We start from the raw sequence: 23,278 nt of genomic DNA, 5'->3' as shown, positions 1-23,278 counted from the left end.
GAGAGGCAAAAATGCTCGAAATCAAAAACTTGCACGTCAAGCTTGAAGACGAAGACAAGCAGATCCTGAACGGCGTCGACCTCACCGTCGAAGCGGGCAAGGTGCATGCGATCATGGGGCCGAACGGCTCGGGCAAATCGACCCTGTCCTATGTCCTGTCGGGCCGCGACGGCTATGAAGTGACCGAAGGCTCGGCTGAGCTGGAAGGTGAAGACATCCTGGAACTGGAGCCGGAAGAGCGCGCCGCGGCGGGCATGTTCCTGGCGTTCCAGTACCCGGTCGAAATTCCTGGTGTCGGCAACATGACCTTCCTGCGCACCGCGGTAAACGCACAGCGCAAGGCCCGCGGCGAGGAAGAGCTGTCGGCCTCCGACTTCCTGAAGGAAGTCCGCGCCAAGGCCAAAACCCTGAAGATCGACGCCGAGATGCTGAAGCGTCCGGTCAACGTCGGCTTCTCCGGCGGTGAGAAGAAGCGCAACGAGATCCTGCAGATGGCGATGCTGGAGCCGAAGCTGTGCATCCTGGACGAGACCGACTCCGGTCTGGACGTGGACGCGATGAAGCTGGTGGCCGAAGGCGTGAACGCCCTGCGTGACGAAGGCCGCGGCTTCCTGGTGATCACCCACTACCAGCGTCTGCTGGACCACATCAAACCGGACGTGGTGCACATCCTGGCCAACGGCCGCATCGTCAAGACCGGCGGCCCCGAGCTGGCGCTGGAAGTCGAAAACAACGGCTACGCCGGCATCCTGGCAGAGGAGGCGTAAATGGCCCTGCCCGAAGTCAAGCAAAGCGCAACCGAGGCACGGCTGTCAGCGCTGAGCCTGCCGGAAAGCGGCTGCCTCAAGGCGGCCCGCGAGGCCGCGCTGTCGCGGGTCCAGACCATGGGCCTGCCCAGCCGCCGCGACGAGTACTGGAAATACACCAAGCCGGACACGCTGGTGCAGGCCGGCGCGCCCAAGGCGGCGGTGTTCGACGCCGATGAAGCCCCGATGTTCAGTGCCTTTGAGCGTTTGAACATCGTTTTCGTTGATGGCGTGTTTGATGCAGAAGCCTCCGACGATCTGTCTCTGGAAGGTGTCACCATCGACCGGATCGAGGATATCTGCTGCAAGGATATCCATTGGGCCAAGGACTTGTACGGTGTTCTTGAAGCACGCGGGCAGACCCCGGTGGAACGTCCGCTGGCAGCGCTGAACACCGCTTTTGCCAGCGATGGCGTAGCGATCCGGGTGACCGGCAAGGTCTCCAAACCTGTGAACTTCACCTATGTGCATTCGGACGAAAACTCCGATGCGATCCTGCACCACGTGATCCGCGTGGAAAGCGGTGCCGAGGTGACGATCCTTGAAAACGGCCCGGCGGCGTCGCGCTTTAACAAGTGCATGGAGATCGACGTGGCCGACGGCGGCAAGCTGCATTTGGTGCGCGCCCAAGGTCGTGACCATGAGCGCCGCGCGGCCACCCACCTGTTTGCCCGCCTGGGCACCGAGTTGGTGTTCAAGTCCTTCACCCTCACAGTGAACGGCGTGCTGACCCGCAACGAGGCGGTGATCGAGCTGACCGGCGATGACGCGGTGGCCCATATCGCGGGCGCTTGCGTCGGCGACGGCGACTTCCACCACGACGACACGGTCTTCATCACTCATGACGCCGTGAATTGCGAAAGCCGTCAGGTGTTCAAGAAGGTGCTGCGCAACGGTGCCACCGGCGTGTTCCAGGGCAAGATCCTGGTGAAGGAAGGCGCGCAAAAGACTGACGGATATCAGATTTCCCAGTCGCTGCTGCTGGACGACGACAGCCAGTTCCTGGCCAAGCCTGAGCTGGAGATCTACGCCGACGACGTGGCCTGCTCGCACGGTTCGACCTCTGGCGCGATCGACGAGGAAGGGCTGTTCTACCTGCGCTCCCGCGGGGTGCCGCACGCAGAGGCCACTGACCTGATGACGCTGGCCTTCCTGGCCGAAGCGGTGGATGAGATCGAAGATGCGGAGATTGCCGCCGACATCGTCTCCCGCCTCGAAGGCTGGCTGGCCCGGCGCCGCTGATGTCCGTAACCACGGATATCCCCGCAACCTACAAGGGGCCGCGCAAGGTTTTTGCGCGGCTTCTCAGCATGGGCGCCCGCGAGGACCGGCTGCTGGTGTTCCTCATTGTTGGCTGCGTGCTGACCTTTGTGGCGCAAATGCCAAAACTGGCCCGCGAGGCGCATCTGACGGGGCAGGAGCTCAACATGCTTTTGGGCGGCGCGCTGCTGGGCATCGTCTTTATCGCGCCGCTGCTGCTTTACGTCCTGGCACTGGTTGCGCATTGGATTGCCCGGGCCGTGGGCGGGCAGGGTGATGCTTATCGGGCCCGGCTTGCGCTGTTCTGGGCGTTTCTGGCCTCCAGCCCGCTGATCCTGCTGAACGGCCTCGTGGCCGGTTTCATCGGCGCCGGTGCGGCGCTGAACCTGGTGGGGGCACTGTGGTGCGCCGTCTTTCTGTGGTTCTGGATTTCCGGCATGATCCAAGGGTATTGGACAAAGTCATGAACGCTCTGGCTGCTTTTGCCCTGCTGACAATCAAGTCTCCGCGCGATGCCGCGATGCAGATCCTGGCGCGCGATTGGCCGCGGGAAGCGCTGTGGACCGCGTTCCTGCTGTCCGTGGTGCTGAACACCTGCGTCTACACCCTGCAGCAGGTTCTGTTCCCGCTGCCGCCGGAAGTCTTGCTGCCACGGTTTGCGCCCGGTGCCTATTTCGCAGTGGTTCTGGTGTTGCAACTCAGCTTCATTGCGATGCTTGCCACCACCGGCCGCTGGCTGGGCGGGCAGGGTGACCTGCCGTCGCTGCTGGCGCTGATCACCTGGCTGCAGTTGCTGCAGGCCGCGTTGAACGGTGCCATTGTGGCGGTGTTCCTGGTCCTTCCGGCGCTGGCGGCGCTGCTCAACATTGCCGCCAATATCGTAGTGTTCTTTATCCTCTTGCATTTCGTCAACGCGGCGCACAGGTTCGGCTCCGTCTGGCGCTCGCTTGGGGTGGTTTTGATGGCCAGCCTGATCCTGGTGTTTGCTCTACTCTTCATCGTGGGTCTGATCGGCCCAGCCAATCTGGGACTGCCCGAAAATGTATGACGTCGAAAAAATCCGTGCCGACTTCCCGATCCTCTCGCGTGAGGTGAACGGCAAGCCGCTGACCTATCTCGACAACGGTGCGTCGGCCCAGAAGCCCCAGGTGGTGATCGATGCAGTGACCAAGGCTTATGCGGAAGAATATTCCAATGTTCACCGTGGCTTGCACTTCCTTTCCAACCTCGCGACCGAAAAGTATGAGGCCGTCCGAGGCATTATTTCCCGGTTCCTGAATGCGGGCGACGAAAACACCATCGTGCTGAACTCCGGCACTACCGAGGGCATCAACCTTGTTGCCTATGGCTGGGCGATGCCCCGGTTTGAGGCCGGCGAAGAGATCATCCTGTCCGTGATGGAGCATCACGCTAACATCGTGCCCTGGCACTTCCTGCGGGAGCGTCAGGGGGTAGTGCTGAAATGGGTCGATACCGAGGCCGATGGCAGCCTCGATCCGCAGAAGGTCATTGACGCTATCACCCCCAAGACCAAGCTGGTAGCGGTCACCCAATGCTCAAACGTCCTGGGCACCGTGGTGGACGTCAAAGCCATCACCCAAGGCGCCCATGCCAAGGGTGTGCCGGTGCTGGTCGACGGCTCGCAGGGCGCGGTCCACATGCCGGTCGACGTGCAGGACATCGGCTGCGATTTCTATGCGATCACCGGCCACAAGCTCTATGGCCCCTCCGCATCCGGAGCGATCTACATCAAGCCAGAGCGCATGGCCGAAATGCGCCCCTTTATAGGCGGCGGCGACATGATCAAAGAAGTCCACAAGGAGCAGGTCATCTACAATGATCCGCCGATGAAGTTCGAGGCGGGCACGCCGGGCATTGTTCAGACCATTGGTCTGGGCGTGGCGCTGGAGTACATGATGGACCTTGGCATGGAGAACATTGCCAAGCACGAGGGCGGCTTGCGTGACTATGCGATGGAGCGGCTGACCGGTCTGAACTGGATCAACGTGCAGGGACAAGCACCGGGTAAAGCAGCGATTTTCAGTTTCACCATGGAAGGCGCCGCGCATGCTCATGACATCTCCACCATCCTGGACAAGAAAGGCGTCGCGGTGCGTGCGGGCCATCATTGCGCCGGTCCCCTGATGGACCACCTGGGGGTTTCCGCAACCTGCCGCGCGTCTTTTGGCCTCTACAACACCAAGGAAGAGGTCGACACGCTGATCAATGCGCTGGAATTGGCGCATGAGCTGTTTGCTTGATCTAAGATGCAGATCGAAAAGAAAACGGCGCCCGTCACGGCGCCGTTTCGCATTTTCCAGCTTGGTAACAGCCTTGGGATCCCAAGAGATCCTGCGGGTCGCTTATCTTGCGGAATTTCCCGCACCCATATGCATATCGACCATCCGCTGCACCATCGGTGCAAAGTGCCAGTAGTCCGGGGTTTCCATATCCGCGCGCTTGCCGGCCTCATCCAGATACCGCACTGCGAGAATTTGCTTTAGGTTCGGATTCTTCTCGAACTCTGCCACTTCCTCAGCGTTCATCGGCCCGCCTTGCAGGTTGAGCGAGTGCACGGAAGCCTCTGACAGCCGGTTGAAATATTCCGGCCTGGTCGCGCAGAGGTAACGTTTCGCGGCCACATGATAGCGTACGCAATCGGTGATTACCGAAGGAAAGAACCGTTCCAGCACCTCGGCACCAGCTTCCTCATGAAAGCGGTCTTCGGTGTCGTTCATTGAGAACATCCCAAACTCACTGGTGAAATGGCCGATATCGTGGAGCAAAGCCCCCACGATGATTTCTTCCGGCTGACCGTTCTGCTCGGCAATCGTGGCGCCTTGCAGCATGTGTTCGGCCATGGTGACCGGCTCACCCAAGTATTCCTCGTCCCCGCGGCGGTCAAAGATTCCGCCAATGAACTCAACGATGTTTTCGCGGTTCAGCTTGCTGACGTCCGGCTTGCTCATGTCTCAACCCTCCAGTTGGGCGTTCAGCACGTTCAGGGTGGACAGCAGCCCGTCCTTGTCGGCGTAGCACCCCTGCAGCCAGCGCGACCCTGCACCGGAATAGCCAAGCCGCGCGTGCAGCACGCGGGTGTTGTCGACAATAAAGCTTTCCCCGGGCTCCAGCTTGAACGACACGCCCATTTCTGGATCGTCAATGAATTCGCCCAGGCGGCGGTAGGCGGCGTAATACGCTTCCATCTTCTCAAAGGGAATGTCGACGAAGGGCGCCGAGGACCGGTTGTTGAACCGCACCGCAATCATCTCGCCATCGGGCGACAGTTCGATCATCGGGCGGCGCGAGCGCAGATGGACCCCGTCAGAGCCCTTGTACTCAAACCGGGCCGGGTAGCCTGCCAGCAGGGCAAAGCCCTCCGGGTCTTCTTCGCGCAGGCGCCCGGCCGCGCGGAAACCGTCCACCACGATGCTGTCACCGCCCTCGGCGGAGTTTTCCAGACAATAGAGGATCTGCAAACTGGGCACCGGATCGCGATAAGGATTGTCGGTATGCGCCTGCAGGCCCAGGCCGGTATAGGCCAGGTTGGTCGGGTTCACCTCGGTCCGCACTTCGAAGTACTTGCCATAGTTGGTCTCACGCACAAAACCGAACATTGCGGCACAATCAATCAGTGCGCCCTCGCGCACCGGGCCGTTCACCAGCTTGGCAAAGCCGAGGCGGGCGATGGCATCCAGCCAGTTGCGCTTGATCTCCGGCTCGAACTGTACTTCGTTCCAGTCAAAGGCCGGGGCCGGCTGGCCGCTGTCCCAGGTCTGGACGCCCAGAGCCGTCCGGCCAAAATCAGTTATTTTTTCAACGTCATATGCGTTGGACTTTAACCAGTTTCCGGGGAAGGTAACGGTCTTGCCCCCGGGGGAGAATGTCACGGTCAGTTCGCCGTCTTCCACCAGAGCAGTGCTGATTTTGGTATCCGCCGGAATGTCGCCGATGGTAATCAGCCGCTGGCCGTTGCCAGGGTCGCGGGTCTCGGGATCCAGCGCGTTGTCCCGCAGCCAGATCGCGTGAAAGCGGCTTTGGCTGCCGTCGTCGAATGTCAGGGTCAGAAAGCTGCCGGATGCGTCAGCGATCACGGAACGGGGCATGGGGTTTCTCCGGTTGGCTTGGTTCTTCCTTGCGCTGGTACCGCGGCTGAGCCATCTAGAGAACGACGGAATTCAGGGTTCGAGAGTTAGGTTTTCTAATGCCAAAGAAAATCACCAAACAGGGGCTGCCGCCGCTTGATTGGCTCAAAGTGTTTGAGGCGGCGGGCCGGCACGGCAGTTTCACCGCCGCGGCCGAAGAATTCGGAGCCACCCAGGCCGCGGTCAGCCAGCGGATCCGCAATCTCGAATCCTGGCTGGGCCGCCAGCTGTTTATCCGCTCCGCTCGCGGGGTAACGCTGACCGTGGACGGCGAAAGCTATTTGCCGCTGGTGCATGACTCCCTACGCGCGCTGGAGCAGGGAACCGAGAACCTGTTCGGCCAAACGGTACGTGAACTTCGGATTGCGGGTTTGCCGTCGCACGTGGAAATGCTTGTGCTGCCGAGGCTTGCTGCGTTTTCTGAATCCTATCCGGACGTGCGGCTGGTTACAGAAACTGTGCCCAAGCGGCTGGACTTTGAGGCCGCTGACGGGGCTTTACACATCCGTTTCGGGCGCGGCGGCTGGCAAGGGCGCGACGACGTTCTGCTCGCAAATGAAGTTTTGCAGCCGATGGCGGCACCGGAACATGCAAAAAACTGGCGGAACCTGCCGACAATCGAACTGCGCGGGGAGCGCCCCGGCTGGGCTGAGTGGGCCCGGGTAACGGGGGAAGCCGTGCCGGAAGAGGGAGCCGTTTCAGCCGATTCCATGGCTCACGCATTGCGGGCGGCGCGGCTGGGAATGGGCGTGGTCCTGGGGTCCACGGCTCTGGCAGCCAATCTTCTGCGCACCGGGCAATTGGAAAGTGCCGGCGCGCCTGAACTGGCCACCATCGACGGCTATTGGCTGACCTGGCCTGCCAGTCAGGGAAAGTCCAAGCGGCAGACAGAAGTTCTGGCCGCACTCACTGCCGCGCTTCAAAGCTGACTTTGGCCCAGCATCCAGGACAGTGTTCGTGGTTTCAGGTCGGGTACTCGCCGATACGGGTGAAATATGCATCCAGTTCTGGCCGGGCGCCGCGCTTGCTGTAGAACTTGAAGCCAATTCTCACGTCCTTGCGCCACCGGGTGCGAACTTCAAACTCACCGATATCCCCGATGGTGACCGAGTTCAGATCTGCCAGAGCGAAAGTTTCGTGGCCTTCGGGAAGGCGGATAGCAAAACCGCTGTAACTGATGTTGTAAACCGTGGCTTCCTGTTTGGATCCGGACAGATTGACAACGCAGGGCAAGTTCAGACGAAGCCGGGGCTCTGTCGGTTCTGCAGTCCGGAAAATAGAGTTGGAATGTACCATTCTGCCTCACTGGCCGCATCGGGAGATATCAGCAGCGTTGCTAGCATCACGCTCTTTACGAAACCTTAAAGGTCGTAAGGATTGGAGAGCTTTTGCGGTGAAATGGCGCACCTGAGAGGATTCGAACCTCTGGCCTCTGCCTTCGGAGGGCAGCGCTCTATCCAGCTGAGCTACAGGTGCGTCGTTAGGCCGGGGTATACCCGTGCTTTGCTACCTCTGCAACGGGAAAAACTGCCTGTTTCCAATTTCCTGAGATAGGCTTGTGTAATCAGGGGCGGTATCGGGGAAGACAAAAAAAGCCCGCCCCGGGACGGGCAGGCTTGCATTCTTGCAATGGAGGGGGTGATTAGCCGCGCCAGGTGCGGACAACACCGCAATCCATGTGCACGAAGTTGGAGCGTGCGTATTTACCGACACCGCCGGCGCGGCAGGCTTCGGCGGCTTTCGCCATCTGCGACACCGACCGCGATGCCAGCCGCAAGTCAGCAGCCTGGCCGCGCATGTGCAGCGAGTTCTTGGCCACCCCGCGCGAGCGGCTGCGCAGCATCGCGTTGGTCTTGGGGCTGCGGTAGCCCGACAGCAGCATGTAGGGCTCATTCACATCCAGAAGGTTGTGAGACGCCGCCATGATGTCGATGGTGCGCAGGTCGATTTCCTTCACATCATCCGTGCGCCAGTCCCGCATGAAGTGATTGATTTCCTTGACCGCGTCTTTGATGTACTGGCCGTCAATCCAATACACCATGTCGACACGCTCGCCGGTGCGGCCGGAATACATGCGGATGCGCCTGATATCACCGCCGCCGCGCAAGAAGCCTGCTGCACTTGAGAAGGTTGGGGCTGCTGTCACTGCGGTTGCAGCAAAAACACCCAAAAGAGAACGCCGGGAGATCCCCGTGCCCGTGGTTTCTGCCATTGATACTGCGCCGTCCCGTACGCTGTTAGTCCTGCCTAAACGCCCGATGTTACGGGCTCGTCAACGCTCTTAGTTAACGTGCGGCATGTATGGCACAGTGAGAATCTTGTTCCAACATTTCTTTGCCGCACTGTAACGTATGACCGGGTTTTCGGCGATTTCTTGCGCAAAAGGGGAGGGCGATGGAACTTTTCCCCGCGACTGTTGCAGGCGGGTTTCATAGACGCGGCAACGGTGCATCAGGGTTAACTTTTCGCGATTGTGAGTGGACAACGCAGGCTGGCATTTACCAGAATTTCAGATAGGCACTGCCAAAATTGGAAAAAACGGCACAAGGACCGGAGATTTATGACGCGCGCATCCGCTGGATATTTTTTGCCGGGGCTCAAGGCAGGGCTGTTTGCTCTGGCCTTGAGCGGCTTGGCTGCCGGAACCACCGCCGGCACGGCGCAGGCAGATATACCGGCGGCCTTCCGTCAGGCCGTGGCTGAGGCGGCCTCAACCGACGAAGCGGTCGCCAGTTTTTACCGGGAGAACAGTTATCAGGCGATCTGGACCGGATCGGATGAAGCGTCTCTCCAACGCCGCAACGCGCTGCTGGCCGCGCTGAACGACACCCGTGCGCATGGGCTGCCGGACCGCTCTGCGGAGGTCAACGCCCTGCTGCAGCAGATGCAAGAGGCCCGCACCACCCGCGACATCGGCATGGTTGAGGCGGCGCTGAGCAAGGCGCTGGTGGACTATGCCACCGACCTGCAGACCGGCCTTCTGGTGCCGTCGCGGATTGATGATGGCATGGTGCGCAAGAAGCATACTGTGGACGGCGCCAGCTTCCTTGCCGGCATCCGCGACGCCCAGCCCTTTGCCTATATGCGCGGCCTGGTGCCCGCATCCCAGCAATACCGCGGACTAATGCGCGAGAAGTTGCGTCTGGAGCAGGTTCTGGCCGCCGGCGGCTGGGGGCCCGTGGTGCAGGCCAAGAAGCTGGAACCTGGTGAGCAGGGACCGGCGGTCATTGCCTTGCGCAACCGGCTGATGGCGATGGGCTATCTGCAGCGCAGCGCCGCGCGCAGCTATGACGCCGCGATGGTTCAGGCGGTGCAGAGCTTTCAGGCGGATCATGGACTGGAGACCGATGGCGTGGCGGGCGCCGGCACTCTGGCAGAGGTCAACAAACCGGTCAGCGACCGTCTGAAATCGGTGATCATCGCAATGGAGCGGGAACGCTGGCTGACCCCGGACCGGGGCGAGCGTCACATCCTGGTCAATCAGACCGATTTCACCGCCAAAATCGTCGACAATGGCGATGTGACCTTTGAAACCCGCTCGGTGATCGGCAAGAATACCCACGACCGCCGCAGCCCCGAATTCTCGGACGAGATGGAGCATATGGTGATCAATCCGAGCTGGTATGTGCCTCGCTCGATCATCACCAAGGAATACCTGCCCAAGCTGCGAAATAACCCCAATGCCGTGGGCCACATCCAGATCACCGACCGCCGCGGCCGGGTGGTGAACCGCAGTTCTGCCGATTTTTCGCAGTACACAGCGCGGAACTTCCCCTATTCCATGCGCCAGCCCCCCAGCCGCAGCAATGCGCTGGGTCTGGTCAAGTTCATGTTCCCGAACAAGTACAACATCTATCTGCACGACACTCCGCAAAAAAGCTTGTTTGCGCGTGAAGTGCGCGCCTTCTCGCACGGCTGCATCCGTCTCGCGCAGCCGTTCGAATTTGCCTATGCGCTGCTGGCGCGCCAGACCGAAGACCCCAAAGCCTTCTTCCACCGCATCCTGAACAGCGGCCGGGAAACCAAGGTCGAGCTGGAGCAGAAGGTGCCGGTGCACATCATCTACCGGACCGCAGTTGTTTCCAGCAAAGGCCGTGCGGAATTCCGCCGCGATGTCTATGGCCGCGACGCCAAGATCTGGGCCGCGCTGGAACGGGCAGGGGTGGTGCTGCCCAGCGTTCAAGGGTAAATACCGGGCCCATACAGGATTATTCTGAAAGGGCCTGCCATGTTCACTATCCGCCAGATCGCCGAGTCCCTGGGCGCTGAAGCCCAGGGCGACCTGGACCTGCAGATTGCAGGCGCGGCTGAACCGCAGGATGCTGAAGCCGGCCAGATCGCCATGGCGATGGCGCCGAAATACGCCGAAGGCCTGCAGGCAGGCAACGCCCAGGCTGCAGTGCTGTGGGAAGGCGCGGACTGGCAGTCTTTCGGGCTCAAGGCCGCGATCTTTGCGACGCGTCCGCGGATGACAATGTCCGGCGTGACCGCCATGCTGGACCGCGGACAGGGGTTCCCCGCAGGCATTCACCCCTCCGCCGTCGTTGATCCCAGCGCCGAGCTGGGCGAGGGCGTCTCTGTGGGTCCGCTTTCGGTTGTTGCGGCCGGTGCCAGGATTGGCGCAGGATCCATCATCGGCCCGCATTGCTTTGTCGGTGCAGATGCGGTGATCGGTGCGGAGGCCCAGCTGCGCGAGATGGTTTCGATCGGCGCCCGCGCCACCATTGGGGACCGCTTCCGCGCTCAGCCGGGAGCGCGAGTCGGAGGCGACGGGTTCTCCTATGTGACGCCGGAGGTCTCCGGCGCCGAAAACGCCCGCAAGACCTTGGGCGACCAAGGCGAGGCCAAGGCACAATCCTGGGTCCGCATTCATTCGCTGGGCGCTGTCACCATCGGTGATGATGTGGAGATCGGCTCCAACTGCACCATCGACAACGGCACCATCCGCGACACCGTGATCGGCAATGGCACCAAACTCGATAACCTTGTTCACGTCGGCCACAACACCCGCGTCGGCAATGACTGCCTGCTGTGCGGCCAGACAGGGATCTCCGGGTCGGTGGACATCGGCAACAACGTTGTTCTGGGCGGCCAGTGCGGTGTGGTCGACAACATCTTCATCGGCGACGGTGTGATTGCCGGCGGCGGCACCAAGATCCTGTCGAACGTGCCCGCGGGCCGCGTGATCATGGGCTACCCGGGCGTCAAGATGGAGACCCACACAGAGATGTATAAGGCACAGCGCCGGCTGCCGCGGCTGATGCGTGACATCGAATTGTTAAAAAAGGCTGTTTTCAAGTAGCGGCCGCATACTTACATCAGCTTCAGGCAGAAAATCGGGGATCCTTTCATGAGCACGCAGGACAAGGTCATTGCAATCATTGCCGAACAGGCGGTTCTAGAACCGTCGGATGTGACCCTCGACAGTACCCTGGCGGATCTTGGCATCGACAGCCTGGGGCTGGTCGAAAGCATCTTTGCCATTGAAGAGGAGTTCGACATTTCGATTCCCTTCAATGCCAATGAGCCCGAGAAGAGCGACTTTGACATCTCCAATGTCGCGGCCATCGTCGAAGGCATCGACAAGCTGATCACGGAAAAGGCGTAAGCCCACTCATGAAGCGCGTTGTCATTACCGGGGCCGGGACTATCAATGCTTTGGGCCATTCGGTGCCGGCCACGCTGGAGGCCATGCGGGAAGGCCGCTGCGGAATCGGAGAATTGGAGTTCCGCGATGTGGACCGGCTGGCGATCCGCATCGGCGGCCAGGTCCGCGGGTTCGAGGCCGAAGGCCGCTTCAACCGGCAGCAGATGAGCCTTTATGACCGCTTCACCCAGTTCACCCTCACCGCAGCCAAGGAAGCTATCGAACAATCCGGCCTGGAGTTTCATGGGGAGCTGTCGGCCAAGGCCGGTGTCGTTTTGGGCAACTCCGGAGGCGGTATGCAGACGCTGGATGAGAACTACCGCAGCGTCTACGAGGACGGCAAGAACCGGGTGCATCCGTTTGTGGTGCCCAAGCTGATGAACAATGCCGCGGCCGGCCATGTGTCGATGCAGTTCAACCTCAAGGGGCCGAGTTTTACCGTTTCCACCGCTTGCGCGTCCTCCAACCATGCGATGGCGCAGGCGTTCCAAATGGTTCGCTCGGGGATGAGCCCGGTGATGATCACCGGCGGCTCGGAATTGATGCTGTGCTTTGGCGGCGTAAAAGCCTGGGAGGGCCTGCGGGTGATGTCCAAGGACGCCTGCCGCCCCTTCAGCGCCAACCGCAACGGTATGGTGCAGGGCGAAGGCGCCGGCGTCTTCGTGTTCGAGGAATATGACCACGCCAAGGAACGCGGCGCAGAAATCCTGTGCGAAGTCATCGGTTTCGCGATGTCCTCGGATGCCGCCGATATCGTCATGCCCAGCAAGCAGGGCGCCGCGCGGGCCATTGCCGGCGCGCTGCAGGATGCCCGCGTCAGCGCTTCAGAGGTCGGCTATATCAACGCGCATGGCACCGGAACGGCCGCCAATGACAAGACCGAATGCGCTGCGGTGGCGGATGTCTTCGGCCCGCACGCGGACAGCCTGATGATCTCCTCCACCAAATCCATGCACGGCCACCTGATCGGCGGCACCGGAGCGGTGGAACTGCTGGCCTGCATCATGGCGCTGCGCGACGGGGTGATTGCGCCGACCATCGGCTATGAGGAGCCGGACCCGGAATGCAACCTGGATGTGGTCCCGAACGAGGCGCGCGAGGCCTCGGTCGAGGTTGCACTGTCCAATGCCTTTGCCTTTGGCGGGCTGAACGCGGTGCTGGCCCTGCGCAAGGTCTGAAGACCTAGAAAACGGAAACGCCGCGGCCCAGGGGGGACGCGGCGTTTCTGGGTTCAGGCGGGTGGCTGGCGTTACTGCTTGACCACGTCCACCACGTCATAGCCTGCGGTAAACCCGCTCAGCGACAGTTTCATCTCCACCACCTGTTCCGGCGCCGGTGCGGGGCGCAGCGACAGGGTGGCTTCCTTGCCTTTCTTGAAGGCGTCGATGTCGCCTTGGGTCAGGCCGATCTGCGCCACACAGCCCAGCTGGTTGCAGAAGGAATAATTATAGCGCTTGGCCGGCGCGCCATCGATCGAGATGGTCAGCGCGGCTGGCAGCAGGGTTTCGAGCGGAACAATCACGGTTGCACCGGCAACCGCCTGGCCGCCCTGCTGCTCAATCCGGAACAACGAAACCTCGGCAATCGGGTTGCCTTGCGGGCCTGACAGGATCTGCAGCAGCGAACAGGGGTCGCTCTCGCCCTCGGTCTTGATGCAGGCCAGATCCCAGTCGCCGTGCTTTTCCTTGGAATAACGCTGACCAAGCTGCGGGCCGTTGCTGACCGGCTCCCCCAGGTCAAGGAGCTGATCCGCGGTTGATTCCGCCTGCTCGCCTTGCTCCGCCTGTTCGGTTTGCTCAGCCTGTTCTGCGGTTTCCGCCCCGGCGGCTTCCTCTTCCGCTGCCGTTTCCTGCGCCGCCAGCGGCGCGGCCATTGCCAGCATTGCGGCCAGCGTGATCGGGGTCAGGGACTTCAACATGAATGCCTCATTTTTCTACAGACGCTGCTCTCGCGTGTAACACGCTGTCCGGACAGTGTCAGGTCAATATCAGACGATCAGCGGGGAATTCCGCTCAAACCGCCTCAATCGTGGAAGGTGCTGAATAAGAACAAAAAAGGGAACCCGATGGCCCCCTTTTTCGTGTTTGCGTCTCCCCGTCGGACTGGCCGACTTAGTTATTGCGTAGGACGTTACGAAAGGGCTGGCCATCGGTCAACATGCAAGTTCAAAAAAATACAGCACAGCCGCGATTTGGCGAAAATTGCCGGAAATCGCGGGAGGTTGCGGTGCCAGCTGCCCGATTTGCAGGCAGTTTCGCCAAAAAGAAGGCCGTGCACGAGGCACGGCCCAGTCTGACAGGGAGGAAATGTCCGCCGCGGCAACCGCATGTGCAGGGGCGGGCAAGATTGACTATCGCACTGAAAAGTTAACTTTGTATTGTTATCCACAGGCGCAAGGCACAAGCAGGGGGCAGGCATGGAAGAATGGGTTTTTCTGGGTGGTGGCGGAGAGGGTTACGGCACGCCGCAAGGGCTGGCGCTGAGTTATGCCAACCGCCACGGGCTGGTTGCCGGCGCAACCGGCACCGGCAAGACGGTGACACTTCAGATCCTGGCCGAAGGGTTCTCCAACGCCGGCGTGCCGGTGATCCTGTCGGACGTGAAGGGAGACCTGTCAGGGCTTGCAAAACCAGGCACGGACAGCCACAAACTGCATGGCGCCTTCACTTCCCGGGCGGAAAAGATCGGGTTTGCTGACTACAGCTACCACGCTTTTCCAGTCACCTTCTGGGATCTCTACGGGGAGCAGGGCCATCCCGTACGCACAACGGTTGCCGAGATGGGCCCATTGCTGCTGTCGCGGCTGCTGGAACTCAGCGAGGCGCAGGAGGGCATTCTGAACATCGCTTTCCGGCTTGCCGACGAAGAAGGGCTGCCGCTCCTGGACCTCAAGGACCTGCAGGCGCTGCTGGTCTGGATCGGCGAAAACCGCAGCCAGCTGTCCCTGCGCTACGGTAACGTCTCACCCGCGTCGATCGGCGCGATCCAGCGCCGCTTTCTGGTGCTGGAGAACCAGGGCGGTGCCGGTCTGTTCGGGGAGCCGGCGCTGGAGCTCAGCGACCTTATGCGCTGCGATTCAAATGGCAGGGGTACGGTCAACATCCTGGCCGCGGATAAGCTGATGGCCGCACCGGGCCTCTACGCAACATTCTTGCTCTGGCTCCTCAGCGAGCTGTTCGAGGAACTGCCTGAGGTTGGCGATCCAGACAAGCCGCGCCTGGTCTTCTTCTTTGACGAGGCGCATTTGCTGTTTGAGGATGCCCCCAAGGCATTGATCGACAAGGTGGAGCAAGTGGCCCGGCTGATCCGGTCCAAGGGCGTGGGGGTGTATTTCATCACCCAAAACCCTGCCGATGTGCCCGAGGATATCCTGGGCCAGCTCGGCAACCGCATCCAGCACGCGCTGCGCGCCTTCACCGCCAAGGACCGCAAGAACCTGCGGCTGGCCGCGGAAACCTACCGCGAGAACCCGCGGTTTTCGACCGAAGAGGCGATCCGCGAGGTCGGTGTCGGCGAGGCGGTCACTTCGATGCTGCAAAAGAAGGGCGTGCCTGGCGTGGTGGAACGGACCTTGATCCGCCCGCCAAGTTCCCAACTGGGGCCAATCACCGCGCAGGAGCGGGCGGCCATGCTCAAAGCGTCCGATATGGCCGGAAAATATGAGACGACTCTGGACCGGCGGTCGGCTCATGAGATCCTTGCCCAACGGGCGCAGGCCGCGGCCCAGGAAGCTGAAGCGGCCGAAACCGCAGCAGAAGAGTCGCCGAAACCGGCGGCGCGTGAGTTCAACGCTGGCCGCCGCTATTCCGGAACACGGGTCAGCCGGTCCTCGTCCCGCACATACCGCCAGAAAGACAGCTTTGCCTCTGCGATGTCGGAAGCGGTGATCAAGGAGCTGAAAGGCACGACAGGACGCCGCATTGTCCGCGGCATCCTCGGCAGCCTGTTCAAGGGCCGTTAGGGGTTAAGCCAAACTTTGCAAAAGGGCGGATCAGACGCCGTCCTTTTGCCGCTGCCCTTCCTGCTTGCAGATCGCGTCAGCCTCCTTCACCGACATGGCCGCGGGGCGGTCGATCGAGCGGTCCCAAAGAACCCGGTCCTTGGTATAAAGCTGACAGGTCACGATGCCTTTGCTTGTCTGGAGCTGCACCGGAGTGGTTTCAAACTGCTCTGGCGAAACGCAGCCGGACAATGCGGCCGCCGCCGCGGATATCAGAAAGAGAGTCAAAGTATTGCGCATGGAACCGTGCCTCTTTGTTATTAGTGAACTGCTTAGCACCTGATAGTTAAGAAAATGAGGCAGGTCTTTTCCAATTTTAAGGAAAACCTGAGGCGTGGGCTTCATCGGGGCTTCGGTCGGACAGCAGTCAATCGAATAAACTGCGACCGTCTTGAAAAAGTGCAGGGCCCTGCCTGGGATCATCCAGACAAGGCCCGTGCTTTCTTACTTTTCGGGGATCAGGCCGCGCGGGCTGAACCTCAGCACCAGAAGCAGGATCAGGCCCATCGTGAACAGCCGCATGTGCGAGGCGCTTTCCATCAAATGCGCCTTCAGTGCGCTGCCCTCGGCCATGCCTGCGGTCACCAACTCCATCAGCAGGATGCCCATCGGCTCCACCTTGATCCAGAAGAACCAGATCAGCATGCCGCCCAGCACCGCGCCGAAGTTGTTGCCTGACCCGCCCACGATCACCATCACCCAGATGAGGAAGGTGAACCGCAGCGGGTTGTAGGTGCCCGGCGTCAGCTGGCTGTCCAGCGTGGTCATCATCGCGCCGGCAATGCCGCAGATTGCGGAACCCAGCACAAAGATCTGCAGGTGGCGGCGGGTGACATCCTTGCCCATGGCTTCGGCCGCGGTCTCATTATCGCGGATCGCGCGCATCATCCGGCCCCAGGGGCTTTTCAGCGCCATCTGCGCCATCCACAATAGCGCCAGCAGAACCACTGCGAACATCACCGCATAACCCGCCTTGACGTAGACGGTCGAGGCGGTGACCGGGTCCATGCCCCAGCTTGCGGCGCGCTCCACAAAGGACGGATCGTTCTGCAGATCGACCTCATAGGGCAGCGGGCGGGGCAGGCCGACCACGTTCTTCACGCCGCGTGACAGCCAGTCCTCGTTCTTCAAGACCGCGATGATGATCTCGGCGATGCCCAAAGTGGCAATGGCCAGATAGTCCGAGCGAAGGCCCAGGGCCGTCTTGCCGATCAGCCAGGCCGCACCTGCCGCCAGCAGCCCGCCCGCGGGCCAGGCCAGCAGAACCGGCAGGCCCAGGCCGCCGATATTGCCCTGCAGCGCCGGGTTGATCGCCTCGACAGAGCTGACTGCCGGGTCGAAGATCGCGCGGTAAACAAAGAAGCCGGCGACCAGAACAGCCAGCAGGACCAGCGTTCTGAATTTACCCGCTGGCATGTTCTTGGTGATCATCACCGCGGCCACGATTGTCATCGCACCCATGACCAAGGCCATTACGATGCTGACGCCGCCCGAAGACCAGGCCGCAGGGACCACCGGAGTGGAAGTCAGCACGACGGCCAGCCCGCCAAGCGCGGTAAAGCCCATGATGCCGACGTTGAACAGCCCGGCAAAGCCCCACTGGATGTTCACGCCAATCGCCATGATGGCCGAGATCAGCCCCATGTTCAGGATCACCAGCGCCGAGTTCCAGGAGCCGGAGAAGAACAGGAAGTCGGTCATGCCTTCCAGCAGGATCATCACGCCGACAAAGACGAAAAGAAGGGTATGTTTCATGGTGTCGGTCATACCGCTTTCCCTTTGAAAAGGCCGGTGGGTTTGAACAGGAGGACGACAATCAGGATCGCGAAGGAAACCGCGAACTTGTAGTCGGTGCTGAGGAGCTGAACCAGCCCGTCAGGCGCCAGGCTCTCCGGCAGGCCATAGGTCAGAACCTTCTTCCAGGCATAGGTGATCGTCACCTCGGAAAACGCGATGATGAACCCGCCGGCAATCGCCCCGATCGGGTTGCCGAGGCCGCCAACGATGGCAGAGGCAAAAATCGGCAGCAGCAGCTGGAAATAGGTGAAGGGTTTGAACGACTTGTCGAGGCCATAGAGAACCCCGGCAATGGTCGCCAGCGCCGCCACGATCATCCAGGTGTACATCACCACGCGCTCCGGGTTGATGCCCGACAACAGCGCCAGATCCTCGTTGTCCGAGTAGGCCCGCATGGATTTGCCCGTGCGGGTCTTGTTCAGGAACCAGAACAGCACCGCCACCACGATGATTGCGGTGATCACGGTGATGCCCTGGGTGGTCTTGATTGCCAGGCCTTCATCCAGGCCGGTCATCTGTTTGAAGGTGCGCGCCTTGATGATGAAACGTTCGCCATCGGTAAAGCGCTGATCGCCAGGGCCGATGATGAAACGCACGATGCCGTTCATCATGAACATCACACCAAGCGAGACCATCACGAAGATCACAGGCTTTGCCTTTTGCTGGCGGTAGAACCGGTAGACGGTCTTATCGGTCAGCAGCGCCAGGCCGATGGTGCCCAGAATGCCAAAGGGCAGCGCCAGCAGCGCCGTCGGCAGCGGGCCTGCGCTGATCCCCATGGACTGGAAAGCCCAGGTGATCAGGATTGTGACCATCGCGCCGAACGCCATGGTGTCGCCATGGGCAAAGTTCGAGAACCGCAGGATCCCGTAGATCAGCGTCACCCCCAGCGCGCCAAGCGCCAGCTGGCTGCCATAAGCCAGCCCGGGGACAATAACAAAGTTGGTAAGCGCCACGAGGGCGTTGAGAAGATCCATCAGTAAAGCCCCGCTTCCGACTGGCAATCCATTTGGATTTTGACCATATCGCTACGGTCTCCGTTATTTGCGTGATGCCAAGTTACGTTCCCACCCCGGCGGCCTTCTACCTTGTCTGTTGGCAGCCGAGAGGTGTCGGAAGTAAAAGCGCTGCTCCAAGCAGAAAAGCCAGTGCCTTTCGGAGCCCGGACGTGAGCAGGACAGTAATCGTCATCACAGAAGTGAAAGTATTGAACAGTGACACTGTCTCTAGCCTGGAGTTCAAGAATTTCACCGCCTTCAGTCGCAATTACCTGTGGCGCTTTGACTTCACACGCATACGTCGGATCGAAAAACGCCCAGCCGGTTTGAGCCGAAGCGCAAATTGCGGCAGTTGCCAGCGAAGTGGAGCCGACGGCTTGGCAGAAATTTCCAGTCATTAACCTCACCCCCCCAAGAACGACTTACGCACTTCGGGATCGGCCAGCAGCTCCTTGCCGGTGCCGGTATAGGCATTGCGCCCCTGCACCAGAACATAGCCTTTGTCCGCGATCTCAAGTGCTTGCTTGGCGTTCTGCTCCACCATCAGGATCGGCAGCCCGGTGCGGGCGACCTCGATGATGCGGTCGAACAGCTCATCCATTACGATGGGGGACACGCCCGCCGTCGGTTCGTCCAGCATAAGAACCTTCGGTTTCGTCATAAGCGCGCGGCCTACTGCAACCTGTTGGCGCTGGCCGCCAGACAGCTCACCGGCCGGCTGGTTGCGCTTGTCGCGCAGGATCGGGAACAGGTCATAGACTTGCTCCATAGTATCCCGGAAATCATCGGTGCGAATAAACGCGCCCATCTCCAGGTTTTCCTCCACCGTCATCGAGGTGAAGATGTTGCTGGTCTGGGGCACGAACCCCATGCCCTTGATTACCCGGTCCTGCGGGGTCAGCTGGGTGATGTCCTCGCCGTCCAGCCGCACGGAGCCGGAGCGAACGTTCAGCATCCCGAACACCGCCTTCATCGCGGTCGACTTGCCGGCGCCGTTGGGGCCGACGATCACCGCGATTTCGCCCTTGTCGACGGCGATGGTGCAGTCATGCAGGATGTCCGGACCCTTGCCATAACCGCCGGTCATGGTGTCGCCGATCAGGAACGGGCCGCCCTCGACCTTGTGCGTGGGGCCGCTTTTCATATGGGCGGGCTGCATCGTGCCCGCACCTTTCAGGTTGGTGATCGAGGCATCCTTGTTGCCATGATCGTCCTGGTAGGGGTTATCGCTCATGCGTCCGCCTCCAGCTTATCCTTGTTTTTCAGACCAGTACCCAGATAGGCCTCGATCACATGCTCGTTTGCCTTGATCTCGTCCAGGGTGCCCTCGGCCAGTTTCTTGCCTTCGGCCATGCAGATCACGGGGTCGCACAGGCGGCCGATGAATTCCATGTCGTGCTCGATCACCACGAAGGTATATCCGCGCTCCTCGTTCAGGCGCTTGATCGCATCGGCGATGGTATAGAGCAGGGTGCGGTTCACACCGGCGCCGACCTCGTCGAGGAAGACGATCTTGGCGTCCACCATCATGGTGCGGCCCAGTTCCAGCAGCTTCTTCTGGCCGCCGGAGACCTGGCCCGCTTTCAGGTCCGCGATATGGCTGATGGTCAAGAACTCCAGCACCTCGTCGGCCTTGGCCCGCAGCGCGCGTTCCTCGTCAGCAATCCGCTTGCGGCCGAACCAGGTGTTCCACAGGCTCTCCCCCGACTGCGCGCCGGGCACCATCATCAGGTTTTCCCGGCAGGTCATCGAGGAGAACTCATGCGCGATCTGGAAGGTGCGCAGCAGGCCTTTGTGGAACAGTTCATGCGGCGGCAGGCCGGTGATGTCCTCACCGTCCATGGTGACCCGGCCTGAGGTCGGTTCCAGAACACCTGCGATTACGTTGAAAAGAGTGGTTTTTCCGGCACCGTTCGGGCCGATCAAACCGGTTATGGACCCCTTGGCGATTTCCAGCGAGGCGCCGTCCACCGCGTGGAACCCGCCGAAGTGCTTATGCAAGTCCTCGACGACGATCATGTCATTTCATCCCCTGCCGCAGTTTTTGCGGCGTTTTTAATTTGGAACAGCCCGGGCGGGGCCCGGGCTGCTCTTTATCGGTTGCTTTTCCGAAGGTTATCAGCGGAAGCGAAGGGTTTCGTTCTTGCCGTCCTTCACTTCGATCTCGCGGTAGGAGCCTGCGCTCTCACCCGGGCCGATCAGCTCAACGCCGGTTGCGCCCTGATAGTCGATGTCACCGCCGGCAGCGAGGATTTCCAGCGCCTTGCCCAGCTCACCCGGGTTGATCGGCTCACCCGGGGCGTTGGCCACGTCCAGGATCTTGCCGACATAATCCGCCGGGTTGGTGGAGTTGGCTGCTTGCATCGCCAGCAGGAACAGCGCCGCGGCGTCATAGGATTCGGACGCATAGGCCGAGGTGCCGTCAAAGCCGCGCTCTTTCGCCATTTCGGCAAAGATTTCCGCACCCTTGCTGTCGGAACCCGCGATCTGGCCGAAGGAACCATCGAGGTCCGCGCCAACATTTGCGGGCAGGCTGTCGCCGATCATGCCGCCGGGCAGGCCAAAGGTTTCAAACGCACCGGAGTCCAGCGCGCCCTGAATGATGCCCAGGCCGCCCTGGTCCAGGTAGCCGGCCACAACCAGCACATCACCGCCGGCGGATGCCAGCGCGCCGACTTCTGCGGAATAGTCGCCTTTGCCGTCTTCATGCGCGGTCACGATGGTGACTTCGCCGCCGACTTCCTCAAAGGAGGTCTTGATCGCGTCCGCCAGGCCCTTGCCATAGTCGTTGTTGGTGTAGGTCAGCGCGATCGAGTTGACGCCGCGCTCTTTCAGGATCTCGGCCATCACCTGGCCTTCGCGTGCATCCGACGGCGAGGTGCGGAAGAACAGGCCGTTGTCTTCCATGGTCGACAGGCCCGGCGAGGTTGCCGACGGAGAAATCATCACCATGCCGTTCGGAATCGCCACGTTCTGCAGGATGGCACCGGTCACGCCGGAACAGTCGCCGCCGATGATGCCGTTCACGCCCTCAGCCACCAGCTTTTCGCCGTTTGCCACTGCCAGGCCGTTGTCGATACAGCCGGTGTCCGCGCGGACCGGGGTCACGGTAGCGCTGTCCAGCAGCTTGCCCGACTTGGTGACCTCTTCCATGGCCAGCTCAGCGCCGTCGCCCATGGCCGGGGCCAGCGATTCAATCGGGCCGGTGAAGCCGAACAGCACGCCCAGTTTCACTTCCTTCGCGTGGCCGCCGGCAAATGCGGTGCCAGCGGTCAGCGCAACAGCCGCGGTGGCCATCAGCAGTTTTTTCATTTGAGAACTCCCATTGTTGGAACAAAAATGTTCACATCGGACCCTAGGCAAGCCGGTTGAAAAAGAAAAGTCTTATTGAACCGGAACAATTTTCCTCGGGCCGCCTGTTTTGCGCTGCTCCTCCTCTTGATCCCCGGATGCAGCGCCGGCGTGGATCTACCGTGGAATCATCAGAAGGAAAAGACCTCAATGTTGCAGCTGCTCCGCCCCGTGACGCTTGCCCTGGCGCTGATGACGGTTTTCACGGCCGCATGGGCAGGAACTCTCTCCAGCAGCCAGGGCACACTCCGCCTGACCCGGATGGCTGCGGGGTTTGATGTGCCCTGGGCCTTTGCGTTTCTGCCGGACGGCGGCCTGCTGGTGACTGAGCGGGACGGTCAGCTTTTTTATATTCGAACCGGGCAAAAGCAGCCCATCAGCGGCACGCCTGCGGTTGTAGCCGAGGGGCAGGGCGGGCTGTTGGACGTGATGGTGCCGCGGGACTTTGCCAGCAGCCGCGAGGTCTTCCTGACCTACGCCAAGCGCCAGGGGCGCGGGGCAGGCACCGCCTTGGCCGTTGGCAAGCTCAGCCGGGACAATAGCCGGCTGACAGGCGTCAGGATTTTGTTCGAGGCCGCGCCTGGTTCCCGTGGCGGGCGGCATTTCGGCGCCCGCGTGGTGGAAGCGGGGGACGGCACGCTGTTTGTTTCGCTGGGGGAGCGCGGTGACCGGCCCAGCGCCCAGAACCTGCGGCTGCACCAGGGGTCGGTGGTGCGGATCAACCGCGACGGTACGGTGCCCGCCAGCAATCCGTTCACAAGGACGGAAGGCGCGCAGCCGGAGATCTGGTCCTACGGGCACCGCAACCCGCAGGGGATGGCGCTGGATCTGCAAGGCAATCTCTGGGTCGCGGAACATGGCGCCAAGGGCGGTGACGAGGTCAACCGGGTCCGTAAGGGTGCCAATTACGGCTGGCCGGTGATCTCCTACGGCCGCCATTACTCCGGCGCGCGGATCGGCGAGGGCACCGCAAAGCCCGGGATGGAACAGCCGCAGTGGTACTGGGACCCGTCCATCGCGCCTTCCGGCATGATGATCTATTCCGGCCGGATGTGGCCGGAGTGGCGCGGCGATATTTTCGTGGGCTCACTGAAATTCGGCTACATCTCCCGCCTTTCCGGAGCACCGCTTAAAGAGGTCGAACAGCTGCGCAGCGATGAGACGGGCCGTATCCGCGATGTGCAGGAAGCGCCCGATGGCAGCATATGGTTCGCCTCGGAAACTGAAGGAGCCGTATTCAGGCTGTCCCGCTGAAACGGAACAGCCAAGCGCCG

The 23,278-nt window shown here is 61.3% G+C and carries 24 protein-coding genes and 1 tRNA gene; 12 read left to right on the top strand and 13 right to left on the bottom strand.

The annotated features are described in order from the left end of the window. Nucleotides 1-11: 11 nt before the first annotated feature. From sufC to ACXAED_RS18420, 5 genes are read left to right on the top strand one after another with little or no spacing between them, the layout of a single operon-like run. Entirely contained in the window at nt 12-767 is a 756-nt protein-coding gene (gene sufC, locus ACXAED_RS18440; RefSeq protein ID WP_475052177.1) for a Fe-S cluster assembly ATPase SufC, read from the top strand. Beyond that, on the top strand, nt 768-2,048 hold the full coding sequence (locus tag ACXAED_RS18435) for a SufB/SufD family protein (protein WP_475052175.1): 1,281 nt from the start codon (nt 768-770) through the stop codon (nt 2,046-2,048). Then, entirely contained in the window at nt 2,048-2,533 is a 486-nt protein-coding gene (locus ACXAED_RS18430; protein WP_475052174.1) for a YIP1 family protein, read from the top strand. Before ACXAED_RS18435 ends, ACXAED_RS18430 begins: the two co-directional genes overlap by 1 nt. Beyond that, entirely contained in the window at nt 2,530-3,114 is a 585-nt protein-coding gene (locus tag ACXAED_RS18425) for a YIP1 family protein (protein ID WP_475052172.1), read from the top strand. The genes ACXAED_RS18430 and ACXAED_RS18425 overlap by 4 nt, the downstream gene beginning before the upstream one ends. After that, the gene (locus ACXAED_RS18420) at nt 3,107-4,327 is read left to right on the top strand and encodes a cysteine desulfurase (RefSeq protein WP_475052170.1); all 1,221 of its coding nucleotides are present in this window, start codon (nt 3,107-3,109) and stop codon (nt 4,325-4,327) included. The genes ACXAED_RS18425 and ACXAED_RS18420 overlap by 8 nt, the downstream gene beginning before the upstream one ends. Before the next feature lie 102 nt (nt 4,328-4,429). On the opposite strand, the gene tmpB is transcribed toward ACXAED_RS18420, so the two are convergent. Both tmpB and tmpA read right to left on the bottom strand, forming a co-directional pair. Continuing rightward, entirely contained in the window at nt 4,430-5,035 is a 606-nt protein-coding gene (gene tmpB, locus ACXAED_RS18415) for a (R)-1-hydroxy-2-trimethylaminoethylphosphonate oxygenase (RefSeq protein ID WP_475052168.1), read from the bottom strand. 3 nt (nt 5,036-5,038) lie between these two features. Beyond that, nucleotides 5,039-6,172 (bottom strand): 2-trimethylaminoethylphosphonate dioxygenase, encoded by a 1,134-nt coding sequence (gene tmpA / locus ACXAED_RS18410; RefSeq protein WP_475052165.1) that lies wholly within the window; start codon nt 6,170-6,172, stop codon nt 5,039-5,041. A 98-nt stretch (nt 6,173-6,270) separates the two neighbouring features. On the opposite strand from tmpA, the gene ACXAED_RS18405 reads away from it, so the two are divergent. Then, nucleotides 6,271-7,140, top strand: coding sequence for a LysR family transcriptional regulator (locus ACXAED_RS18405; RefSeq protein ID WP_475052162.1), 870 nt, complete (start codon nt 6,271-6,273; stop codon nt 7,138-7,140). A gap of 34 nt (nt 7,141-7,174) precedes the next feature. Here ACXAED_RS18405 and ACXAED_RS18400 read toward each other — a convergent pair whose 3' ends face one another. From ACXAED_RS18400 to mepK, 3 genes are all read right to left on the bottom strand, one after another. Next, the gene (locus ACXAED_RS18400) at nt 7,175-7,507 is read right to left on the bottom strand and encodes a PilZ domain-containing protein (RefSeq protein ID WP_475052160.1); all 333 of its coding nucleotides are present in this window, start codon (nt 7,505-7,507) and stop codon (nt 7,175-7,177) included. Nucleotides 7,508-7,610: 103 nt separating this feature from the next. Next, a tRNA-Arg gene (locus ACXAED_RS18395) sits at nt 7,611-7,687 on the bottom strand. Between the two features lie 166 nt (nt 7,688-7,853). Then, the gene (gene mepK / locus ACXAED_RS18390) at nt 7,854-8,423 is read right to left on the bottom strand and encodes a peptidoglycan L,D-endopeptidase MepK (RefSeq protein ID WP_475052158.1); all 570 of its coding nucleotides are present in this window, start codon (nt 8,421-8,423) and stop codon (nt 7,854-7,856) included. Between the two features lie 348 nt (nt 8,424-8,771). Here mepK and ACXAED_RS18385 point away from each other — a divergent pair, with 348 nt between their 5' ends. The 4 genes from ACXAED_RS18385 to ACXAED_RS18370 are packed head-to-tail and all read left to right on the top strand — an operon-like array spanning nt 8,772 to nt 13,036. Beyond that, nucleotides 8,772-10,400: a L,D-transpeptidase family protein gene (locus ACXAED_RS18385; protein WP_475052155.1), complete on the top strand. Its 1,629-nt coding sequence runs from the start codon at nt 8,772-8,774 to the stop codon at nt 10,398-10,400. A gap of 39 nt (nt 10,401-10,439) precedes the next feature. Then, entirely contained in the window at nt 10,440-11,513 is a 1,074-nt protein-coding gene (gene lpxD / locus ACXAED_RS18380; protein WP_475052153.1) for a UDP-3-O-(3-hydroxymyristoyl)glucosamine N-acyltransferase, read from the top strand. Between the two features lie 48 nt (nt 11,514-11,561). Then, a complete protein-coding gene (locus ACXAED_RS18375; RefSeq protein ID WP_475052152.1) occupies nt 11,562-11,819 on the top strand; it encodes an acyl carrier protein in 258 nt (85 codons plus the stop codon). Nucleotides 11,820-11,827: 8 nt separating this feature from the next. Further along, on the top strand, nt 11,828-13,036 hold the full coding sequence (locus tag ACXAED_RS18370) for a beta-ketoacyl-[acyl-carrier-protein] synthase family protein (RefSeq protein ID WP_475052149.1): 1,209 nt from the start codon (nt 11,828-11,830) through the stop codon (nt 13,034-13,036). A 71-nt stretch (nt 13,037-13,107) separates the two neighbouring features. Here ACXAED_RS18370 and ACXAED_RS18365 read toward each other — a convergent pair whose 3' ends face one another. After that, entirely contained in the window at nt 13,108-13,776 is a 669-nt protein-coding gene (locus ACXAED_RS18365) for an invasion associated locus B family protein (RefSeq protein ID WP_475052147.1), read from the bottom strand. A gap of 498 nt (nt 13,777-14,274) precedes the next feature. Between ACXAED_RS18365 and ACXAED_RS18360 the strand changes: the two genes are divergently transcribed. Then, on the top strand, nt 14,275-15,819 hold the full coding sequence (locus ACXAED_RS18360) for a helicase HerA-like domain-containing protein (RefSeq protein WP_475052145.1): 1,545 nt from the start codon (nt 14,275-14,277) through the stop codon (nt 15,817-15,819). 30 nt (nt 15,820-15,849) lie between these two features. On the opposite strand, the gene ACXAED_RS18355 is transcribed toward ACXAED_RS18360, so the two are convergent. The 7 genes from ACXAED_RS18355 to ACXAED_RS18325 all read right to left on the bottom strand — a co-directional run bounded on the left by ACXAED_RS18355 (nt 15,850) and on the right by ACXAED_RS18325 (nt 21,965). After that, entirely contained in the window at nt 15,850-16,098 is a 249-nt protein-coding gene (locus ACXAED_RS18355; protein WP_475052142.1) for a hypothetical protein, read from the bottom strand. Nucleotides 16,099-16,302: 204 nt separating this feature from the next. After that, a complete protein-coding gene (locus ACXAED_RS18350) occupies nt 16,303-17,625 on the bottom strand; it encodes a branched-chain amino acid ABC transporter permease (protein ID WP_475052140.1) in 1,323 nt (440 codons plus the stop codon). Further along, a complete protein-coding gene (locus tag ACXAED_RS18345) occupies nt 17,622-18,632 on the bottom strand; it encodes a branched-chain amino acid ABC transporter permease (RefSeq protein ID WP_475052139.1) in 1,011 nt (336 codons plus the stop codon). The genes ACXAED_RS18350 and ACXAED_RS18345 overlap by 4 nt, the downstream gene beginning before the upstream one ends. Continuing rightward, on the bottom strand, nt 18,632-19,051 hold the full coding sequence (locus ACXAED_RS18340) for a hypothetical protein (RefSeq protein WP_475052137.1): 420 nt from the start codon (nt 19,049-19,051) through the stop codon (nt 18,632-18,634). Before ACXAED_RS18340 ends, ACXAED_RS18345 begins: the two co-directional genes overlap by 1 nt. Before the next feature lie 5 nt (nt 19,052-19,056). Then, nucleotides 19,057-19,887: an ABC transporter ATP-binding protein gene (locus ACXAED_RS18335; protein ID WP_421055459.1), complete on the bottom strand. Its 831-nt coding sequence runs from the start codon at nt 19,885-19,887 to the stop codon at nt 19,057-19,059. Beyond that, nucleotides 19,884-20,672, bottom strand: a complete 789-nt coding sequence (locus ACXAED_RS18330; RefSeq protein ID WP_058286880.1) for an ABC transporter ATP-binding protein — start codon at nt 20,670-20,672, stop codon at nt 19,884-19,886. The genes ACXAED_RS18335 and ACXAED_RS18330 overlap by 4 nt, the downstream gene beginning before the upstream one ends. 99 nt (nt 20,673-20,771) lie before the next feature. After that, nucleotides 20,772-21,965 carry an ABC transporter substrate-binding protein gene (locus ACXAED_RS18325; RefSeq protein ID WP_475052132.1) on the bottom strand — a complete coding sequence of 398 codons (1,194 nt, stop codon included), beginning with the start codon at nt 21,963-21,965 and terminating at the stop codon, nt 20,772-20,774. A gap of 189 nt (nt 21,966-22,154) precedes the next feature. Here ACXAED_RS18325 and ACXAED_RS18320 point away from each other — a divergent pair, with 189 nt between their 5' ends. Then, nucleotides 22,155-23,258 (top strand): PQQ-dependent sugar dehydrogenase, encoded by a 1,104-nt coding sequence (locus ACXAED_RS18320; RefSeq protein ID WP_475052130.1) that lies wholly within the window; start codon nt 22,155-22,157, stop codon nt 23,256-23,258. The last annotated feature ends 20 nt before the right edge of the window (nt 23,259-23,278 follow it).

This window comes from Leisingera sp. ABM4_103, assembly GCF_056158685.1.
This window is presented reverse-complemented; position numbering and strand designations above follow the sequence as displayed.

Coding starts and splice junctions, on each gene's coding strand:
- sufC (WP_475052177.1), top strand. CDS start 12: ATGCTCGAAATCAAAAACTTGCACGTCAAGCTTGAAGACGAAGACAAG.
- ACXAED_RS18435 (WP_475052175.1), top strand. CDS start 768: ATGGCCCTGCCCGAAGTCAAGCAAAGCGCAACCGAGGCACGGCTGTCA.
- ACXAED_RS18430 (WP_475052174.1), top strand. CDS start 2,048: ATGTCCGTAACCACGGATATCCCCGCAACCTACAAGGGGCCGCGCAAG.
- ACXAED_RS18425 (WP_475052172.1), top strand. CDS start 2,530: ATGAACGCTCTGGCTGCTTTTGCCCTGCTGACAATCAAGTCTCCGCGC.
- ACXAED_RS18420 (WP_475052170.1), top strand. CDS start 3,107: ATGTATGACGTCGAAAAAATCCGTGCCGACTTCCCGATCCTCTCGCGT.
- tmpB (WP_475052168.1), bottom strand. CDS start 5,035: ATGAGCAAGCCGGACGTCAGCAAGCTGAACCGCGAAAACATCGTTGAG.
- tmpA (WP_475052165.1), bottom strand. CDS start 6,172: ATGCCCCGTTCCGTGATCGCTGACGCATCCGGCAGCTTTCTGACCCTG.
- ACXAED_RS18405 (WP_475052162.1), top strand. CDS start 6,271: ATGCCAAAGAAAATCACCAAACAGGGGCTGCCGCCGCTTGATTGGCTC.
- ACXAED_RS18400 (WP_475052160.1), bottom strand. CDS start 7,507: ATGGTACATTCCAACTCTATTTTCCGGACTGCAGAACCGACAGAGCCC.
- mepK (WP_475052158.1), bottom strand. CDS start 8,423: ATGGCAGAAACCACGGGCACGGGGATCTCCCGGCGTTCTCTTTTGGGT.
- ACXAED_RS18385 (WP_475052155.1), top strand. CDS start 8,772: ATGACGCGCGCATCCGCTGGATATTTTTTGCCGGGGCTCAAGGCAGGG.
- lpxD (WP_475052153.1), top strand. CDS start 10,440: ATGTTCACTATCCGCCAGATCGCCGAGTCCCTGGGCGCTGAAGCCCAG.
- ACXAED_RS18375 (WP_475052152.1), top strand. CDS start 11,562: ATGAGCACGCAGGACAAGGTCATTGCAATCATTGCCGAACAGGCGGTT.
- ACXAED_RS18370 (WP_475052149.1), top strand. CDS start 11,828: ATGAAGCGCGTTGTCATTACCGGGGCCGGGACTATCAATGCTTTGGGC.
- ACXAED_RS18365 (WP_475052147.1), bottom strand. CDS start 13,776: ATGTTGAAGTCCCTGACCCCGATCACGCTGGCCGCAATGCTGGCAATG.
- ACXAED_RS18360 (WP_475052145.1), top strand. CDS start 14,275: ATGGAAGAATGGGTTTTTCTGGGTGGTGGCGGAGAGGGTTACGGCACG.
- ACXAED_RS18355 (WP_475052142.1), bottom strand. CDS start 16,098: ATGCGCAATACTTTGACTCTCTTTCTGATATCCGCGGCGGCGGCCGCA.
- ACXAED_RS18350 (WP_475052140.1), bottom strand. CDS start 17,625: ATGACCGACACCATGAAACATACCCTTCTTTTCGTCTTTGTCGGCGTG.
- ACXAED_RS18345 (WP_475052139.1), bottom strand. CDS start 18,632: ATGGATCTTCTCAACGCCCTCGTGGCGCTTACCAACTTTGTTATTGTC.
- ACXAED_RS18340 (WP_475052137.1), bottom strand. CDS start 19,051: ATGACTGGAAATTTCTGCCAAGCCGTCGGCTCCACTTCGCTGGCAACT.
- ACXAED_RS18335 (WP_421055459.1), bottom strand. CDS start 19,887: ATGAGCGATAACCCCTACCAGGACGATCATGGCAACAAGGATGCCTCG.
- ACXAED_RS18330 (WP_058286880.1), bottom strand. CDS start 20,672: ATGATCGTCGTCGAGGACTTGCATAAGCACTTCGGCGGGTTCCACGCG.
- ACXAED_RS18325 (WP_475052132.1), bottom strand. CDS start 21,965: ATGAAAAAACTGCTGATGGCCACCGCGGCTGTTGCGCTGACCGCTGGC.
- ACXAED_RS18320 (WP_475052130.1), top strand. CDS start 22,155: ATGTTGCAGCTGCTCCGCCCCGTGACGCTTGCCCTGGCGCTGATGACG.